The sequence below is a fragment of the Sphingopyxis sp. LARHCG72 genome, assembly GCF_052871675.1.
Genome location: NZ_JBIXJU010000013.1, coordinates 1 through 17,913 on the forward strand (window position 1 = coordinate 1; position 17,913 = coordinate 17,913).

Here is a 17,913-nt window from a genome sequence, read left to right on the forward strand (position 1 = left end):
CCCGCGTTCGCGGACCATCCTCACCGCCTCAAGCTTGAACTCGCGGCTGAACTTCCTTCTTTGCATTGTGGACCTCCGATAGGTGGAAACACCCTATCTCGGTGTCCACCAAACCGGCAGCAGGCCAAGCAGACGAGTCATGCGCCATGGAGATTACCACGATCGGCCTCGACCTGGCCAAGAATGTTTTTCAGGTCCACGCAGTTGATGCGGCGGGCGATGCCGTCGTGCGAAAGACGCTTCATCGTGCGCAGCTTCTGCCATTCTTTGCGAAGACGCGGCCGTGCCTTGTCGGCATTGAGGCCTGTGGCAGGTCGCACCATTGGGCGCGCGAGCTGACCGCGCTTGGGCACGAGGTGCGGTTGATGCCGCCTGCCTATGTGAAGCCATATGTGAAGCGCGGGAAGAACGATGCCGTCGATGCGGAAGCAACCTGTGAAGCGGTCACGCGCCCGACGATGCGCTTCGTTGCGGTGAAGTCGCGCGAGCAGCAGGCGGCGCTGGCGCTGCATCGTAGTCGCAGTCTGCTCGTCGGGCAGCGAACGCAGCTGATAAACATGATCCGAAGTCTGCTCGCCGAGTTTGGGATCGTCATTCCGGAAGGGCGGGATCGCGCGCTGATCATGGCGCGTCAGATCGTCGACAGCGAGCGCAGGCCGGAGGTGCCAGAGGACGCGGCGGTGATCGTGGCGATGCTCTCGCAGCAAGCGCTCGACATCCATGCGCGACTTCACGCGATCGAACTTCGGCTGGCAGCACTCCAGCGTAGCGATGAGGTCGCGCAGCGTCTCTCGACGATCCCTGGCATCGGCCCGGTCGGCGCAACGGCCTTGGCGGCATCGGTCAGCGATCCTCACCAGTCCCGTTCTGGCCGGCAGTTTGCCGCCTGGCTCGGGCTCACGCCGCTGCAAAAGTCGAGCGGTGGAAAGGAACGGCTAGGGCGGATCAGCAAGATGGGGGACAAATATCTGCGCCGGCTGCTGGTCATAGGCGCGACCTCATTGGTCCGCCGCGCGAAATACAAGCCCGACACGGCCGATCCGCGGCTCGTTGCCTTGCTTGCTCGGAAGCCCGCGAGGGTCGCGACGGTCGCCATGGCGAACAAAATGGCCCGGATCGCTTGGGCGCTCATGACGCGGGGGCAGGTCTATCAAGCCCGTCACGCCCCATTACTGGCAGGATAATAGAAGGAGCTTGGCTGCGGAGATCAGCCTAACGATGTTGTAAGCGCGATGTGATGTGATGGCGATACCGGTCAGACCGGGAGCTGGGACAACCCACGGACAGTCAAAGGCGGCATAGCCTGAAAAGCCGATCGGGACCCGGTTCGCGGACTCCATCAGGGCCAGCAGTCCCTACCGACTGCATCAACAGGCCGGACAGACGACTGCAACCGACCAAAACGCCGATCATCAATTTATGCTTGCAACGCGGGAGCCATCCACAGAGGCCTGTCCGCACCCGGCCAGACGCTGCTATCGACACGATGCAAAAACGTGCGGTCTCTACCTCGAGACGACGACAAGACGCGTGTAAGCAATATGATCTTATCCCCCCTTTGGTTGAGCTGCGGGCCCTGGGCCGATGGTCCAAGGTGACGCTGGTTCATTGATTAGGGGATATCTGCCATGTCTAATTCGGTTTTGTTCGTCCTGACGTCGCATTCGGATCTGGGCGACACAGGGCAAAAGACCGGCACATGGCTCGAAGAGCTCGCCGCCGCCTATTTTGTGCTGGTCGATGCGGGCTATGACGTCGAACTGGCGTCGGTGCAGGGAGGGGAGGCCCCACTCGATCCTGCCAGTCTCGACGATCCGTGGTTGACCGACGCCGGGCGGCGCTTTCAGGCGGATGCCAAAGCGAGCGCCGCATTGGCCGCGACCGCGCGCCTTGCCGATGTCTCGCCCGACAGCTTTGCCGCGATCTATTTCGTCGGCGGCGCGGGCGCTGCCTGGGATTTTCCGGTCGATGCTGATGTGCGCCGCCTGGCGGAGGGCATTGACCGCGCGGGCGGTATTGTGTCGGCAGTATGTCACGGGGTTCTCGGCCTGACGTCGGCGCAGGCCCGTGATGGCCAGCCCCTCGTCGCAGGCCGTGAAGTGACGGCGGTCAGCAACAAGGAAGAGGAACTGACCACCTTCGACAAGGTCGTACCCATTCTGCCCGAAAGCCGGCTCGTCGAACTGGGCGGTCTCTATGGCTGCGCGTCGGAACCTTTCGGCGCCCATGTCGCGGTCGACGGCAATCTGGTGACGGGACAAAATCCCGCTTCGGCACCGCTCGTTGCGCGGGCCGTGGCGGATCGGCTCGGCACGCGGGCCGAGGCGGCCACCTGATGCTTGGCGGCTGTTCGAAGGCGTGACATAGCTCGCGTGGGCGAGGTTCGATACGGCGCCGACCGACAAGGAGGGGGCGGATTTGACGAAGCCGACAGCTATTCCTGGTCCGGCGCCAAAGGGCGCCGCGGTGCCTGATCATGGCTTTTCGTCGGCGCTGTTCCGGCCGCCGCGGCTCAAGACCTCTGCGGTCGAGGTCGAGCGGGTCCGCGAACTGCTCGATGATCATGCTGACGCGGTCAAACTGCTCCTCGGCCCCCCGGGCTGCGGTAAATCGACGGCGCTGCTTCAACATTATCGACGGTTGGAATCGCGCGGGAAGAACGTCATTTGGGTCACCCTGACCGACGAGGACAATGATCGAGATGCCTTGACCGGTAAGCTCGCGATCGCTTTTGGGGGTGTGGTCGCGATGACGAACTGGCCCTTTCAGCGCGTTCTCGATCCGGCGGAACTGCCCGGTTTTCCCGATAACACCCATATTTTCATCGACGGGTTTGAACGGATCCGCAGCCCGGCCGCCCGGACCCTCATCGAAACCTTCATCCTCGGTCTGCCTGAAGGCAGCGGCTGTTACATTACCGCCCATGCCTTGCGCAGCGGCATGTTGCACGATGCGAGGCTGCGCGGGGTCGTGCATTGCGTCACCCACGACAATTTCCGCTTCACCGATGAGGCCGCGGGTGAGCTGCTGGGCAGCGAATGGCCCCGCGCGCAGGTGAACCAGATCAATCGAATCGTCGATGGCTGGGCGGCAGGTCTGCGTTTCCTGGCGCAGGATGGCGCAGCGACCAGACAGTTGCTGGAAAAGGGGACGCAAGGACCGATCCCGGTCGCAATGGCGCATTATTTTGACGATGTTGTCTGTACCGGTATTCCCGAAGCGACGCTGGCGGCGTTGATGGACGCGAGCGTGCTGAACCGGTTCAACCCGGAAGCCTTCGCCAGCATTCCGGATCAGGCCTGCTCGTGGCAAGTGATCGAGGATCAACTGCGCGCCGGGCAGTTCCTGCAATATCTTGACGACGCCCGCCGATGGGTCGTGTTTCACCCGACGTTCGGACAGCATCTGCGCCAGCGGCTGCGCTGCGCCGATGCTCGCCGGTTCGACACATTGCAGCGTTTCGCCGCGTTGTGGTTTCGCGACAATGGCTTCCCGATGGAAGCGATGCGCCACGCGAGCCGTCTGACCGACGGGGAGCTCGCCACACGGATCATCGAGGACGCGGGCGGGCTGCTGGCCGAACTGGGCCGCGGACCTTTCATGGAATCCGAACAGCCGGCCGTCTTCAAGCAGGCGTGCGAACTGCCGATGGTATTTCTCAGCCAGGTTTATCTGCAGGTGCGGACCGGGCATGTGCATGAAGCCCGCCAGGCGTTCGAACTGTTTCGCGACCGGACCGCGGGCTTCACATTGCTCGACAGCAGCACCGATACCGAATTGGTGCGCGGCTTTGCCCGGATCATAGAAATCGTCGTCGATATCACCGAGGATCGACCGGTCGATGCGACCCGCATCGCAACGCTCGAACAGTTGATGGCCGATCATCTGGGGTCCGACCCGGTGATCGGCGCCAGCATCGCTTCGCTCCTGTCGATGGCCTATATCGAATTGTCGCGCTTCGCGGAGGCGTCGACGATTTGCGACATCGGTATTAACGCGCTTCGCCAGATCGGCCCGACCAAGGTTGCGATCTTCCTGCGTATCCAGCAGGCGAATATCGCGCTTGCGCAGGAGACGGTCGGAAAGGCGGTGCTGTGTATCGAGGATGGGCTGCGACTGGCGCGTCTGGAAGGCGACTTTGGCCTCTATGAAGTTGTGGCGACGCAGATCTTGCGTGCCGAACTTCATTACGAAGCCAATGAACTGGAGGCGGCGCAGGTCCTGATCGAGGCGACGATGTCGCAGATCAATCATGTCGGAAGCTGGATGGCGCTGTGCGCGACGGGCCATTCGGTCGCGGCCGCTGTCGCCGGAATTCGGCAAAGTTACGATGCCGCCAATGAATATCTCGTCGCGGCCGAGGGGATAGCGCGCCGCCGCGACCTGCCGCGTCTCGCGCAGTCGATGGCGATCGCGCGCATGCGTGAACTCGTGCGCGCGCAGATGTGGAAAGAAGCGGCGCTATGGTTCGACGATCCGGTCTTTGCAGACTTGATCGGTCGCGACTGTCACGATCTGCCCGGACTGCGGCTTCAGGCACAGGCGCTGATGGAAGCCGCCCGGTTCGCGCTGGAAATGGGGCGGCCGGCCGAGGCGTTGGGCTGGCTCGAGCGTGTGAACAAGGATTATCTGGACGACAGCGACGTGCGTCACCGCTTCACTTTCCGGTTGCTCGCGATGCGCGCGGTGTTCGGGCTGCGGCGCTATAATGCTGCAGTCGAGCATATGCTGGTCGCGATCGGTCTTGCGATGCAGTCAGGATTGATGCGGCGCGCGATCACCAACCGGCTGGCATTGATCGAAGTGTTCGACTGGTCGATCCGCAACGGGCGCCATGTCCCCAAGTCTATCGCGGCTTTCGTCAACGAGGTGCTGCGCAGCGCGGGCGAACTCGACGAAGGCGACGAACTCTTGCGGCGGCGCCCGCGGCGCGGGCCCACGGTGGTCACGCCCAATTTTGCGCTCAGCCCGCGCGAGACCGAAATCATGGCATTGATCGCCGAAGGCTATCTAACCAAGGAGATCGCGGTGCGGCTCCAGATATCAGAAGGCACGGTCAAGAGTCATCGCAAGAAAATTCATGAAAAACTGGGAGTCATCAGCAAGTCGCAAGCCATTTCACGAGCGCGCGAGCTGCTGATAATCTGACGGAATTGGCGGCGTTCCGCCGAAAAATTCCAGAATAGGCGACATGTCGCGCCGCCCGTCGGGCGGAGGTCTTGTCGTGTGTTTTCTCAAAGCAGCAGCGCCGCAACATCCCCCTTTTGGAGGGCTAGGGGAGAGATAGCGGGCGTGATTGAAGGGTCACCAAATCGCATCTCCCGAAAGGGGGAGCACCCGGGACACAGGGCACGACGCAGATCATGTCCGGGCCGAAAGCGCGGAGGAACACGCGCCTTAAAAGGAGGGATCAATGAAGAAGTTTCTCATGATGTCGTCGGCACTGGCTTTGATGGCTGGCGTCTCTGGTCCGGCGCTTGCGCAGGAGGCTCCCGTCGCCGCGGCGGACAACGACGCCGAAGGAATCGGCGACATCGTCGTGACCGCACGCCGGCAGAGCGAAAGCATCCGCGATATCCCCGATGCCATTCAGGCCTTTGGCAGTGACACGCTGGAACAGGCGGGAGTCACGTCGGTCAATGACCTGTCCAGCCTCGTCTCCGGCTTTCATGTCGTCGAGGCGCAGCAACCCGGCGTTTCAATGGTCAATATTCGCGGGATCGGCCAGAGCCGTTTCAGCGAACCGCCGATTGCCGTCGTGATCGACGGAGTGCAGCAGGTTTCGCCGAATCAGCTGACGCAGGATCTGTTCGATATCGAGCAGATCGAGTTTCTGAAGGGCCCGCAAGGTGCGCTCTATGGACGCAATGCGTTGGGCGGGGCGATCAACATCGTCACCCGCAAGCCGCGCGACTATTTCGAAGGCAGTGTTCAGGCGAGCTACGCCGAAGGCAAGGATTACAAGGTCGGCGGCTTCATTTCGACCCCGATCGGCGACGTCGCGGGGCTGCGCATTGCGGCCAGCTATCGCAATCGTGATGGGCAAATCCGCAACACGACGCTCGATGAGAATGTCGATTTTGATGAAACTTACACCGTGCGCGCCTCGCTGTTGTTAAAGCCGACCGACCGGGTCGAGATCGACTTTTCGGGCAGCTATCTGGACCAGAAAGGCGGCGCGGCCTATTATGCTTTGGGCCCGGCCAATGCCCCGCGCGAGCCGGTTACCGCCAATATTCTGGGTGTTGGCACGCGCAAGCTAGGCGATGCGTCGGTCAAGTTCAAACTGGATACGGGCGATGTGACCCTTCAGTCGGTCACGGCCTATTCTTCGGTAAAATCCTATATTTCGGAGGATCTGGAGTGGTTGCCGGCCGATCTGCTTTCGGCAACGCAGTCCGTCAGGGTGAATGCCATGACGCAAGAACTGCGCCTGTCCTCCAATAACCCGGCGGCTCGTCTGCGCTGGGTCGCCGGGGTCTATTATCTTCATCTCGACCAGAAGATCGATACCAGTCTGTTCCTGCGTCCCGATCTCACAGGACTCCCCGCTCCGGTGCGGGCCGATCGCCTTTCCACAAAAGACGACAACAACGCCTATGCCGCCTTTGGCCAGCTCGTCTATGCTCTAACCGATCGGTTCGAAGTAACCGCGGCGCTGCGCTACGATATCGATGACCGGCGTCAGACCGACTATACGCCGCTCTATGCCGTGGTACCGGGCTTGCCCCGGATCTATGATGCTACCTTCCGGTCGTTGCAGCCCAAAGTGTCGCTGGCTTACAAGCTGGAAGGTGGCAACCTCCTCTATGCGACCGCGGCAAAGGGGTTCCGCAGCGGCGGGTTCAATAATAATTCGGTGGTCACGCGCCAGTTCGGGAAAGAAGAATTGTGGAACTATGAGTTCGGTTTCAAAACCGCGCTTGCCGACCGCAAACTCTTTGTGAACGGCGCTGCCTTTTACACGCCGATTACCGATCGTCAGGTTTATGGCCTCGACCTGCGCGTCGGTGCCGCGCAGTTCATCGCCAATCCCATTCCCGAATCGCACATCGTGGGCGCCGAGCTGGAGGTGACGGCGGTGCCCGTGCAGGGCCTCAACATCAGCTTTGGCGGCACGGTGCTGCGCACCAAGATCGATGAATATGACACGAGCGTGTTCGCCGGAACCTCGACCAACGGCGATTATAAGGGCAACCGCCTCAACCAGGTGCCGGAATGGAGCGTTAACGCCGCTGTCCAGTACACCGCCGAGCTGGGCAATGGCAGCAAGCTGATCCCGCGCTTCGATATCAGCGGATCCGGCGGCCATTACTATTGGGAGATCGATAACGCCGACCGGCGCGATACGGTGTGGCTTGCCAACGCCCGCCTGACCTATCGCGCCGATCGGTTCGAGGTGGCGGTGTTCGCCAACAACCTGTTCGATGTCGCATATGACATGGAATATGTCTCGCCCGCATCGAGCGGCCACATCGCGGGACTGGGTTTGGGCGCGCGCAACCCGCCGCGGCAGATCGGCATCAACACGCGGATCAACTTCTAGATGTCGCCCGGTTCAGCCTTGGAGGCGGCTGCCGTCCCCAAGGCTGGCGGCGGCGGTATGGCAGGAAAGGAACAATGCTATGGCAAGAGCAACTCTGGCGAGGAAGTTTGCGGCGCCCGCCGATGCCGTGTGGCAATATGTCCGCTGGCATGGCGTCGCAAAACTGGATCAATATTCCGGCGACTTTTTTGAAAAGATCGAATTCGATGGCGACATCGAACAGGTCGGCATTACCAAGACCATATATCCCTATGGCGGGAATCCGATCCTCGAGCGGCTCGAGGAACTGAACGTCGGGGAACGCAGCTACCGCTACCGCCTGCTCGATGTCGGCGATCTGCCTGTGACCGATTATTGCGGCTATGTGCGCGTCACCCCCGCCGGCCCCGATGCATGCCATCTGAAGATCGAATGCGACTATACGCCCGTTGATGTGACCGCCGCCGAATGGGAGCGGACATGGACCGGGATGGAAACGAGCCTGATGGACGAGATTTCGCGGCTCGTTGAAAATATTGCTCCAGATGTCCAAAACGCCGCCGCCTGATCCGCAGTCTCTTTCTGCCGCGCTATGGGCGCAGCGCACGGCGCCTTTTGAGCGAGGGCAGTTTCTCCGGGGGCGAGCTGCCGCCGATGTCGCCATCGTGGGTGCCGGTTATGCGGGGCTGTCGTCCGCGTTGCATCTCGCCACGCTGGGGTATGAGGTCGCTGTCATGGAGTCCGGCCGGCCGGGCGGCGGAGCCTCGGGGCGCAATGCCGCCGGCTGGATTCCTGCCTATCTCGATCGCACCCCCGATGATGTCGAGGCGCTTCTGGGGGAAACGGCGGGGCGGGCGCTCAACATGATGATAGCCGAGGGCGCCCGGTTGGTTCCCTCGCTGATCGAGGCGCATGGCATAGCGGCCGATATGAAGCGGTCGGGGATATTGGTTGCCTCGGGCGCGCCGAAGGAGGCTGCGGCGATGCGTGCGTTGGCGGCGTCATGGAACGCGCGCGGCGGCCATGTCGATTTCGTCGATCATGCAGAGGTACGCCGCATTTCGGGTAGCTGCCGTTTCAGCCAGGGGCTGCTCTACCGCGACGCCGGAACGCTCAACCCCTTCGCTTATGCGACGGGGCTGGCGGAGGCCGCATGCGTTGCCGGCGTCACCATTTATTGCGGTCAACCAGCGATCGGCATCGATCGCGACGGCGAGCGCTGGCGGGTGCGAGCGCCCCGGGGCGAACTGATCGCGTCGCATGTGCTGATCGCGACCGAAGGCTATGCGGCGAACGCCACGCTGTGGCCTGCACTGGAGCGTTGCTGCTATCATGTGCCGATGGCGATGATTGCATCGGAACCAGCGCCTGAAGTGGCGGCACGGATGATGCCGGCTGGCATCCCGGTCAGCGATACCAATAAAAGCAACCCGTTCTGGTCGATGACCGATGCCGACGGCCGGATCGTCGCGTCGCTGCTGCCGCCACGTCGCTATAGTATGAGCGCGGCCGAGGTCGCGCGGTCCTATGAGGCCAAGCTCCGGCGCCTGTATGGCGATGTCCCGGCGCTGCGCTGGTCGCATTTCTGGATCGGCACCGTTGCCATATCGGCCGAGCGTATCCCCCGCCTGCTGTCGCTGGCGCCCGGCGTTCACGCGATCGGGGGCTTTTCGGGGCAGGGCATTGGCGCGGCGACGGCTGCAGGGCGCGAATACGCCAGGCTGATCGATGGTCGCGGCGATCCCGCCGCATGTCGTCTGCCCATTCTCGATCCGCGCGCGCTACCGATGCGCCGCGCAATTCCCTTTCTCGTCCGCCATGTGGCGGCACCGCTGACGCGCTTGACCGATCGCTCATACCGCCGCCCGCCGTCCCCCTCGCTGGTGAATTGATCATGCCCATTGCCACCGTCGCTGAACGTATCGAGGCTCCCGCCGATGCAGTGTGGAATCATATCAGCTGGCATGGAGTCGAACGTCTCGCCGGCGGCTTGTTCAAGCGCATCGAATTTTTTGGAGACGTGCCGGAGGTCGGGATCACCAAGCGCCTGCATCTCGCCGAAGGCCTGCCAGTGCTCGAACGCCTCGAGGCGGTGGACGAGGCTGAGCGGACCTATCGGTACCGCGTGATCGACTGCGGTTCGATGCCGATTACGGACTATTCAGGCTATGTCCGGGTAACGCCTTGCGGGCCCGCCGCCTGTTTCCTCAAGATCGAATGCGAATTCACGCCCGTCCTCGTCTCCGAAGAGGAGTGGGCGGAAACATGGCGCGCGATGGAAATGTCGTTGATCGAGCAGGTCCGCGGCCTCGTCGCCGCACCACAGCCGGCAGAATGAATAGGAGGGGGGAGGCGCTCTCCCCCCTTTGGTTGGCTACACACGTTCGCCGCCAGCCATATGATCGCCCTCATCCCGCACCGTGCGAAACTAACGCGGTGATTTCGATGCCATATGGTCAGGAGAGTCAGCATGAACGCGCCCACCGCCAATCCGCAGGACAAACTCTATATTCGCGAACCCATTCCGGTAGCGGAGCGCAAGCGCGTCACTGGCATGCACGTCCCGCGTGAGGGCGAGGACGGGCTGTTCAGCCAGACCTGGTTTCCGATCGCGCTGTCAGAGGAGGTTCCGGTCGGGACCATCATCGGCCGCGATTTCCTTGACGGCCGGGTCGTCATCTATCGCGGCGTCGACGGCGTTGCACGGATCCAGAGCGCCTATTGTCCGCATATCGGGGCCGACCTTGCGGTCGGGACGGTCATCGAAAACCGTGTCCAGTGCGCCTTCCACAAATGGGAATATGACGTAAACGGTATGTGCGTGAAAACCGGCGCGGGCTTTCCGCCCCCCGCGAACGCCTGCCTCTACACCTTTCCGGTGACCGAGCGTTTCGGCATCATCTACGTCTTCAACGGTCACGAGCCGCTGTGGCAGCTTCCCGATTTTGAATATGCCGACGATGAACTCGTCTCCAGCGCTTTCGTGTCCGAACTATATAACTGCGATCCATGGATTTTCGCATCGAACACCCCCGATACCCAGCATGTCGCGGTTGTCCACGGGTTTCGTTTCAAGGCCGACGATCCCTCGAAGACCTGTGCGTGGGAGGATTGGGGCTTCCGCATGAAGATCGACGCCTGGCATCAGGATGACGAGGAGCTGGCGTGGGAAGCCGGCATCTACGGCACCAGCATCTTTCTTCAGCAGGGGATGACCGACGGCTGGTGGCTCGGCATCGCGGCAGGCTTTTCGATGCCGCGGCCGGGGACGCACGTCGTGTACATCTCGGCACTCGTCCGTAACGTCGAGATGGAAGGCGGCAAGACGATTCAGGAGCGGCTCGACTATGGCAAAATGCTCCTCGCCCGCACCGCGGCCGAGGACAAGCCGATCCTCGACAGTATCCACCACCGCGTCGGTTTCCTGACCAAGGCCGATACTGCGCTCGGCAAATATTTCCGCTTCCTGCAAACTTACCCGCGGGCGCACCCGTCGGCCGATTTCATTCGCTGATTTTTCTGGAGTTACCAGCATGTCCAATACTGCCCCCGACGCGATCAAGGCGGTCATCAAGGAACGTAGCGACCTGTTCGAGCGCAATTTTGCCGCCGGCGACGCCGCCGGACTGGTGCGCGATTATTATGTCTCCGACGATCTGGAACCCGTCGTCTCGGCTGGCGATGGCCCGGCGCTCGTCGGTCATGCCGCGATCACCGCGCTGTTCGAAGGCTTTACCGGTGCGTTTGAAAAGGCGCGTCAGGTTCCGCGCTTCATCCGCGCCGATGGCGATCTCGCCTATGAGATCTCGAATTCTTATCTGACACCGAAAGGCGGCGGTGAGGAAGTCGAATATCGCTATGTCGCAACCTGGCGGCGGTGTGACGACACGTGGCGCGTCGATTCCGACTTCTTCGCCCCCGGCCCGCTGGTCTGACGCCGTGGCCGATTTTGAAGTCGCCGCGCGGTTCGATGCCCCCGCGGATTTCGTCTGGTCTTTTGTGAGCTGGGAGGGGATGCCCCGGCTGACGGAAGGCGGGTTCTTCACCAGCGCGGATTTTCCGGCGGGGCCCGAGGTGCGCCCCGGGGCGCTGCGCCGCGTGACTACGCCCGATGGGTCGGCCTTTATCGAGCAACTGGTCGAGCAGAGCAGTGGAGCGGTACACATATGCCGCTATACGCTGGTCGATACCGGGCCATTCCCTCTGACCGACTATAGCGGGGTCGTGGTGGTGACGCCGGCAGGCGAGGGCTGTTGTCTCAAATTTGGGCACAACGCGACCTTGGTCGATATCTCGGAAGATGCGTGGCGAGCGTCCTGGCTTGCGATCGAACATCAGGTGTTCGATTTCATCCGCAGCAAAATTGCCGAAAGCGCCAACTCCTGAATTAGGCGCATTTTTTGCGCGGTGGCTGTCGAATCTCGCCTCCGCCGGACCGCACGAAGGACGGCATAGGGATCAATGCATTTCGACGTGGTGATCGTTGGGGGCGGGCATGGCGGGGCGCAGCTGGCGATCATGCTGCGCACGCAGAAGTTCGGCGGCAGCATCGCGATCGTCGGCGACGAGCGTGAACTACCCTATGAGCGTCCGCCGTTGTCGAAGGAATATTTCGCGGGCGAGAAGGAATTCGAACGCATCCAGCTGCGGCCTGCCCAATATTGGGATGAGCGTGAGGTGACGATGCTGCTGGGCAAGCGCGTCGTGAGTGTCGATCCCGCTGCCCACAGCGTCACTACCGATGGCGGTGAGACAATAGGCTATGGCAAGCTCGTGTGGGCGGCGGGCGGGTCTCCGCGCATGCTGCCGATCCCCGGCGGCGATTTGCCCGGCGTGCAGGGCGTGCGCACGCGCGCGGATGCTGATGCGATGAAGGCCGCATCCGAAACCTCAGGCCAGATCGTCGTCATCGGCGGCGGCTATATTGGGCTCGAAGCCGCGGCGGTGCTCACCAAGGCGGGCAAGAAAGTTGTCCTGCTCGAAGCGCTCGATCGCGTGCTCGCACGCGTTGCGGGCGAAGTGCTGTCGCGCTTTTACGAGAGAAGGAGCATCGCGACCATGGCGTCGACGTCCGGCTCGGCGTCTGCGTCGATGCGATCGAGGGCGAAGATAATGTCACCGGCGTCCGCCTGTCCAATGGCGAACTGATCCCCGCCGATCTCGTCATTGTTGGCATCGGCATCCTGCCCGCGGTTGAACCGCTGATCGCAGCGGGGGCCGAAGGCGGCAATGGTGTGCTTGTCGACCGGCTCTGCAAGACCAGCCTGCCCGATATCTATGCGATCGGCGACTGTGCGGCGCATGAGAATGGCTTTGCCGAAGGGGCGGTTATCCGGCTGGAATCGGTACAGAATGCCAATGATCAGGCGAATGTCGTCGCCAGGGGCATCGTCGGCGACGAGGCGTCCTATCACGCCATCCCCTGGTTCTGGTCGAACCAATATGACCTGAAGCTGCAAACCGCGGGCCTCTCGACCGGGCATGATCAGGCCGTGCTGCGCGGTGACCCCGCGACGCGCAGCTTCTCGGTCGTCTACCTCAAGGCAGGCAAGGTCATCGCGATCGACTGCGTCAACGCGACCAGAGATTATGTCCAGGGCCGGATGATCGTCACTGCTGGCTTGGTGGCAATCCCGGAGCAGCTCGCGGATGCCGAAACGCCGCTAAAGGTGCTACTCAATAGATAATGCCCAACTTGGTAAAACTCGGTAGAGAACTTGCGGAGAACGAGTGAATTGACTGCAGTGCGCGGGGCGGACGCCTGTCCGCTTAATAGGATGTATGTCTAGAAGCAGACCGTCTCCAACCGACCGCTCTTTTCCCAGCGGTGTAGATTGATTGCGCTGATACGTGTGTCCGGGTCGATCTAAAGCTTCGCTAACGTTCGAAATGCATTGCCGAGTTTCTTGACTGCAACCTCGATTTCGAGCGGGGTGTAGGCGGCAAAGCCCATCAGGAAGCCGGCTTTGCCATCACCGGCGGCGTGGAGCGCCGACAGGCCCATAAGCTCGATTCCGACGCGTCGCGCCGCGTCGATAGCAGTACGCTCCGGGATGTCGCAGGTCAGCACGCAGGGCATTTGAAGTCCGCCGGCGGGAATGCCGGGCTCGAGGAAATCCGACAGATGCTTGCCGAGGAGGTCGGCCAGCACGCCGAGCCGCTGGGCATAGACACCGCGCATGGTGCGAACATGGGCGCCGAAATGCCCGCCCTCCATAAACCGGGCCAGCGTGAGTTGCGCCATGGGAGCGGAATGGCCATCGAGCAGGGTCCGCGCGACGGTCATGGGCTTTACGAGCTGGGGCGGCAGGACGACATAGCCAATCCGCAGTCCGGGAAAGAGCGATTTGGTGAAAGTCCCGATGTAGATGGTGCGATCATACGGATCGAGGCCTTGCACGCAGGCTGTCGGCTTGCCGGCATAGTGAAACTCGCTGTCATAATCGTCTTCGATAATCCACGCCTGATGCCGCATGGCCCATTCGATCAGCGCCATGCGGCGATCCAGCGTCAGCGTGACGCCGGTTGGGAACTGGTGTGAGGGCGTCAGGAAGACCGCTTTCGCGCGGCGCGGCTCGGTGATGATCCGATCCACAACGATGCCCTGTCGATCCACCTGGACGGGGACGCATTCCAGCCCCGCCGCATCGAACGCCTTGCCTGCGCCATAATAGGCGGGATCTTCCACAAATATCCGGTCGCCGGGATCGAGCAGCATATTCGCACACAGCCACAAGGCTTGCTGCGAACTGGTCAGCACCAATATGCGATCGGCAGTGGCGCGCGCGCCGCGTTCGAGATTCACATAGTCGGCGATGGCGCGGCGAAGCGGCGCGGTCCCCTGCGGATCGCCGTGGAGCAGGGTTTGTGCTCCAACCTCTTTGCGGACCTGCCGTTCCAGACGTTCCCAGAGCTGGAGGGGAAAGCTTCGGGTTTCGGGTATGCCGTGGGCAAAGGGCCTTGGCGACAGCATCTCTCGAACCCCGCCGCTGCGGAACATGGCACCTCCGCGCTTGCCGAGATTTGGCGCCTGGTTGCGCAGCAGCGTGTCCCGCTGAGAAAGGTGACGGTTTGATGCGAACTCGGTCATTTCCGCCACGAAGCTGCCGCTGCCGACGCGCCGGTTGATGAAGCCCTCGGCATGCAGCTGGGCATAGGCGGCTTCAACCGTGTCGCGCGACACCTCCAGCGATCTGGCAAGCGCGCGTGAGGCGGGCAGAGGTTTGCCCGGTCCGAGCGCGCCATCGACGATCAGTTGCCGGATGGCCCGCTGAATCCGCGCATGAAGCGGCATCGCCGCGTGCGCGGGGCGGACAATCCATGCCTTTACGGATTCCAGTTGGGAATGCCTGAACAAATGGTCTGAACCTCTTTAAAAAAGTGGATGGGCATATCCGGCCATTGACCGGCTAATTGTCAAGATGACTCATCGCCCCGCGACAAAAAATTCAGGAGTGTCGTCACCACCATGTCTCCCGGTTCAACTCCTCTCCGCCTCGGCGACATCGTGCATCCTGTCGTGGCCGGCCTGATTTCCGTCATTGTCAATTATGGCGGCACCTTCATCCTCGTTTTTCAGGCGGCGAAGGTCGCCGGCCTGAGCCCCGATCTCACGGCATCGTGGGTCTGGTCGGTTTCCATCGGCGTGGGGCTGACGGGACTGTTCCTCAGCTGGCGCTATCGTGAGCCGATCATCACGGCCTGGTCCACCCCGGCGGCGGCGTTTCTCGTTACCGCGCTGGCGACGACGCCTTATGCCGAAGCAGTCGGTGCCTATATGATCTCGGCGGCCGCCTTTATCGCACTCGGCATGTCGGGCTGTTTCGAGAAGGTCATCCGCCTGATCCCGCCCGGCATCGCCTCGGGCCTGCTTGCGGGCATCCTGCTCCAGTTCGGTATCGGGGCCTTCGGCGGCGCGAGTGCCGATCCGTTGCTGGCCGGTTTGCTGATCGTCGCCTATCTCGCGCTGAAGCGCTTCTCGGCCCGTTACGCGGTCGTCGGCATCCTTCTGATCGGGCTCGCCTTTCTGCTGACGCAAGGCCGTGTCGACCTTTCGGGGTTGACGCTGGAATTCGCGGCGCCGGTTTTCACCATGCCGGTCTTCTCGCCGAACGCGCTGCTCTCCGTCGCACTGCCGCTGTTCCTGATCACGCTGACCGGTCAATATATGCCGGGGATGCTCGTGCTGCGGAACGACGGGTTCCGAACGAGCGCCAATCCCGTCGTCACGGTGACGGGTCTCGGTTCGCTCGTCATGGCCCCCTTCGGCTCCCATGCTTTCAACATCGCAGCCATTACGGCAGCGATCGCGACGGGCGAGGAGGCGCATGAAGATCCGTCGAAGCGCTGGATCGCAGGCATTGCCGCGGGCTGCTTCTATATTCTGGTCGGGGTGTTCGGCGTGACGCTGGCCGCCGTCTTCATGGCGTTTCCCGCGACCTTCATCACCACGCTGGCCGGTCTCGCGCTCCTCGGTACGATCGGCGGGAGTCTTGCGGCAGCGATGGCCGATCCGGCGTCCCGCGAGGCAGCGCTGATCACCTTTCTCGCGTCCGCCGCGAACATCAAGCTGTTCGGCATCGGCGGAGCATTCTGGGGCCTGATGATCGGCCTCGTCGCCTCGCTTGTTCTGAACGGCTGTCTCCCGCGCCGCGTGCGCACCGCCCCGACCGTCAACGACGGAGTTTCAAAATGAAATCCCGGACCATGCCTATGACGACCTCCGTCATCTCAATACAGAGCCAGGTGGTGCACGGGCATGTCGGCAACAGCGCCGCGGTTCTGCCGATGCAGGCGCATGGACTGAACGTCGCGGCGGTACCGACGACGCTGCTTTCCAACCATCCGGGTTTCGAGACCATGCGCGGCCGGGTGCTGGAGTCCGAGCTTGTCGGCGATCTGCTGCGCGGGGTCGAGGAACGCGGACTCATCGAGACGAGCCGCTATATCGTTTCCGGCTATCTCGGCTCTCGCGCGAATGGCGAGGTTGTGGCGGCTTTCGTCAAGCGGGCGAGACAGATAAACCCCGGTATCACCTATATTTGCGATCCCGTCATGGGAGACGCCCATCTCGGGGTCTTCGTGGCCGATCAGGTCGTTGAATGCCTGCGCGAAGAACTGGTTCCGCTCGCCGATCTGCTGACCCCGAACCAGTTCGAAGTCGGGTTGATCGCGGGCAGCCAGCCGTTGACCTGGCGCGAGCTGGAGGCAGCCGTTGTGGCAATTCAGGCGCGGCGCGGCGCAGATGTGGTCGTGACGGGTTGCAAGCTTGTCGACACGCCAGCCGGCTTGCTGGAGAATATCATCTTCGAGGACAGGAGCTGCACCCGGCTGTCGTCGCCGCGTCTGCCGATGGTGCCGGTCGGGACGGGCGATCTTTTTACCGGTCTTCTGACCGCCAGTGTCGCCCGCGACGTGACGCTGGTTGATGCCGTCCGCCGCGCCGCTGCCACAGTGCTCGACATTCTCGGGCGCACCATGGCCGAGGGCGAGCATGAAATGCAGCTCGCCAGTGTCATGGGAACGCTTGGCTTCGTTCGCCGAAAGCTTTCACAATAAGGCCGTTATCTAGAGCAAGCGCTCTGGACTGACCGGAACGTCCGCTCTCTTTGTTTCGCGCCCAAAAGCTGCCAGTCTCCAACCGCCGAGGGGGGTACCTGCTTCAGCTTGGCGCTGCCCCGAGTTGACGGATCAACGCCCTCGCAAGCGGCTCGGCGCTGGCCGGGTTTTGGCCGGTGATCAGGCGCCCGTCCTCGATGACCTTTGACTCAAACGGGGCTGCGCTGTCATAGATGGCCCCCTGACGGACCAGCCCGGTTTCCGCGAGGAGCGGGACAAGCTTGTCATATTCCAGCATGGCTTCTTCGGCGTTGCTGAAACAGGTCAGCGAGCGGCCCGCGACCAGAGGTGCACCATCGGGCGTCGTTGCCGTCATCAGGCCGACGACGCCGTGACAGATGGCGGCGAGGGGCTTTTCCTGTTCGTCCAGCGCCGTGACCAGCGCGCCCAGCGGAGCGCAGGAGGGAAAGTCCCACAAGGTCCCGGTGCCGCCGACGAGAAAGATGGCGTCGAGACGGGCCGCATCGACATCGGCGATGTCGAGCGGCGTTTCGAGCTGCGTGACTGCGTCCTGCTGATCGAGGAACCAGTGACCGGCGGGCAACAGCCATGGCTCCTCCAGGCTGGCAGGGTCGAGCGGTGCCGCCACGCCGCCAGGGGTCGCGAACAATATGTCGAAACCTGCGCCGGTCAGCAGTTGATAGGGCGTTGCGAGTTCCTCGAGCCAGACGCCGGTCTTGGCGCCGGTATCGCCCAGCGCGCCATGGCCGGTCAGAACGAACAATATGGTCTTGGTCATGGGTCGTGCGCCTTTCGAAATCGGGCCTTTT

At 62.4% G+C, this 17,913-nt stretch carries 14 protein-coding genes and 1 pseudogene; 13 read left to right on the plus strand and 2 right to left on the minus strand.

Features of this window, described 5'->3' with window-relative positions:
* The first annotated feature begins 146 nt into the window (after positions 1–146).
* The 11 genes and pseudogenes from ACIPPQ_RS20755 to ACIPPQ_RS20805 all read left to right on the plus strand — a co-directional run bounded on the left by ACIPPQ_RS20755 (position 147) and on the right by ACIPPQ_RS20805 (position 13,212).
* Positions 147–1,184, plus strand: coding sequence for an IS110 family transposase (locus ACIPPQ_RS20755; protein WP_446545950.1), 1,038 nt, complete (start codon positions 147–149; stop codon positions 1,182–1,184).
* A gap of 444 nt (positions 1,185–1,628) precedes the next feature.
* Positions 1,629–2,336, plus strand: coding sequence for a type 1 glutamine amidotransferase domain-containing protein (locus ACIPPQ_RS20760; protein WP_446545951.1), 708 nt, complete (start codon positions 1,629–1,631; stop codon positions 2,334–2,336).
* A gap of 82 nt (positions 2,337–2,418) precedes the next feature.
* Positions 2,419–5,148, plus strand: coding sequence for a LuxR C-terminal-related transcriptional regulator (locus ACIPPQ_RS20765; RefSeq protein ID WP_446545952.1), 2,730 nt, complete (start codon positions 2,419–2,421; stop codon positions 5,146–5,148).
* Between the two features lie 265 nt (positions 5,149–5,413).
* A complete protein-coding gene (locus ACIPPQ_RS20770; protein WP_446545953.1) occupies positions 5,414–7,546 on the plus strand; it encodes a TonB-dependent receptor in 2,133 nt (710 codons plus the stop codon).
* A gap of 79 nt (positions 7,547–7,625) precedes the next feature.
* Entirely contained in the window at positions 7,626–8,093 is a 468-nt protein-coding gene (locus ACIPPQ_RS20775) for an SRPBCC family protein (RefSeq protein WP_446545954.1), read from the plus strand.
* Positions 8,094–8,190: 97 nt separating this feature from the next.
* On the plus strand, positions 8,191–9,417 hold the full coding sequence (locus ACIPPQ_RS20780; RefSeq protein ID WP_446545955.1) for an NAD(P)/FAD-dependent oxidoreductase: 1,227 nt from the start codon (positions 8,191–8,193) through the stop codon (positions 9,415–9,417).
* Positions 9,418–9,419: 2 nt separating this feature from the next.
* Positions 9,420–9,863 (plus strand): SRPBCC family protein, encoded by a 444-nt coding sequence (locus ACIPPQ_RS20785; protein ID WP_446545956.1) that lies wholly within the window; start codon positions 9,420–9,422, stop codon positions 9,861–9,863.
* A gap of 132 nt (positions 9,864–9,995) precedes the next feature.
* Positions 9,996–11,039: a Rieske 2Fe-2S domain-containing protein gene (locus ACIPPQ_RS20790; RefSeq protein WP_446545957.1), complete on the plus strand. Its 1,044-nt coding sequence runs from the start codon at positions 9,996–9,998 to the stop codon at positions 11,037–11,039.
* A gap of 19 nt (positions 11,040–11,058) precedes the next feature.
* Positions 11,059–11,460, plus strand: a complete 402-nt coding sequence (locus ACIPPQ_RS20795; RefSeq protein WP_446545958.1) for a YybH family protein — start codon at positions 11,059–11,061, stop codon at positions 11,458–11,460.
* A gap of 4 nt (positions 11,461–11,464) precedes the next feature.
* Positions 11,465–11,911, plus strand: a complete 447-nt coding sequence (locus ACIPPQ_RS20800; RefSeq protein WP_446545959.1) for an SRPBCC family protein — start codon at positions 11,465–11,467, stop codon at positions 11,909–11,911.
* 75 nt (positions 11,912–11,986) lie between these two features.
* Positions 11,987–13,212 (plus strand): annotated as a pseudogene (locus tag ACIPPQ_RS20805) (NAD(P)/FAD-dependent oxidoreductase).
* A gap of 179 nt (positions 13,213–13,391) precedes the next feature.
* On the opposite strand, the gene pdxR reads toward ACIPPQ_RS20805, so the two are convergent.
* A complete protein-coding gene (pdxR, locus tag ACIPPQ_RS20810) occupies positions 13,392–14,882 on the minus strand; it encodes a MocR-like pyridoxine biosynthesis transcription factor PdxR (RefSeq protein WP_446545960.1) in 1,491 nt (496 codons plus the stop codon).
* Positions 14,883–14,993: 111 nt separating this feature from the next.
* Between pdxR and ACIPPQ_RS20815 the strand changes: the two genes are divergently transcribed.
* Entirely contained in the window at positions 14,994–16,220 is a 1,227-nt protein-coding gene (locus ACIPPQ_RS20815) for a benzoate/H(+) symporter BenE family transporter (RefSeq protein WP_446545961.1), read from the plus strand.
* Positions 16,217–17,083: a pyridoxal kinase gene (gene pdxY, locus ACIPPQ_RS20820; RefSeq protein ID WP_446545962.1), complete on the plus strand. Its 867-nt coding sequence runs from the start codon at positions 16,217–16,219 to the stop codon at positions 17,081–17,083. Before ACIPPQ_RS20815 ends, pdxY begins: the two co-directional genes overlap by 4 nt.
* A 103-nt stretch (positions 17,084–17,186) precedes the next feature.
* On the opposite strand, the gene ACIPPQ_RS20825 is transcribed toward pdxY, so the two are convergent.
* Positions 17,187–17,882: a type 1 glutamine amidotransferase domain-containing protein gene (locus ACIPPQ_RS20825; protein WP_446545963.1), complete on the minus strand. Its 696-nt coding sequence runs from the start codon at positions 17,880–17,882 to the stop codon at positions 17,187–17,189.
* Between the last annotated feature and the right edge of the window lie 31 nt (positions 17,883–17,913).

What these genes read in the sequence shown, in the direction of transcription:
- pdxY (WP_446545962.1), top strand. Translation starts at nt 16,217, where the DNA reads ATGAAATCCCGGACCATGCCTATGACGACCTCCGTCATCTCAATACAG.
- ACIPPQ_RS20770 (WP_446545953.1), top strand. Translation starts at nt 5,414, where the DNA reads ATGAAGAAGTTTCTCATGATGTCGTCGGCACTGGCTTTGATGGCTGGC.
- ACIPPQ_RS20815 (WP_446545961.1), top strand. Translation starts at nt 14,994, where the DNA reads ATGTCTCCCGGTTCAACTCCTCTCCGCCTCGGCGACATCGTGCATCCT.
- ACIPPQ_RS20825 (WP_446545963.1), bottom strand. Translation starts at nt 17,882, where the DNA reads ATGACCAAGACCATATTGTTCGTTCTGACCGGCCATGGCGCGCTGGGC.
- ACIPPQ_RS20790 (WP_446545957.1), top strand. Translation starts at nt 9,996, where the DNA reads ATGAACGCGCCCACCGCCAATCCGCAGGACAAACTCTATATTCGCGAA.
- ACIPPQ_RS20755 (WP_446545950.1), top strand. Translation starts at nt 147, where the DNA reads ATGGAGATTACCACGATCGGCCTCGACCTGGCCAAGAATGTTTTTCAG.
- ACIPPQ_RS20775 (WP_446545954.1), top strand. Translation starts at nt 7,626, where the DNA reads ATGGCAAGAGCAACTCTGGCGAGGAAGTTTGCGGCGCCCGCCGATGCC.
- ACIPPQ_RS20760 (WP_446545951.1), top strand. Translation starts at nt 1,629, where the DNA reads ATGTCTAATTCGGTTTTGTTCGTCCTGACGTCGCATTCGGATCTGGGC.
- ACIPPQ_RS20795 (WP_446545958.1), top strand. Translation starts at nt 11,059, where the DNA reads ATGTCCAATACTGCCCCCGACGCGATCAAGGCGGTCATCAAGGAACGT.
- ACIPPQ_RS20785 (WP_446545956.1), top strand. Translation starts at nt 9,420, where the DNA reads ATGCCCATTGCCACCGTCGCTGAACGTATCGAGGCTCCCGCCGATGCA.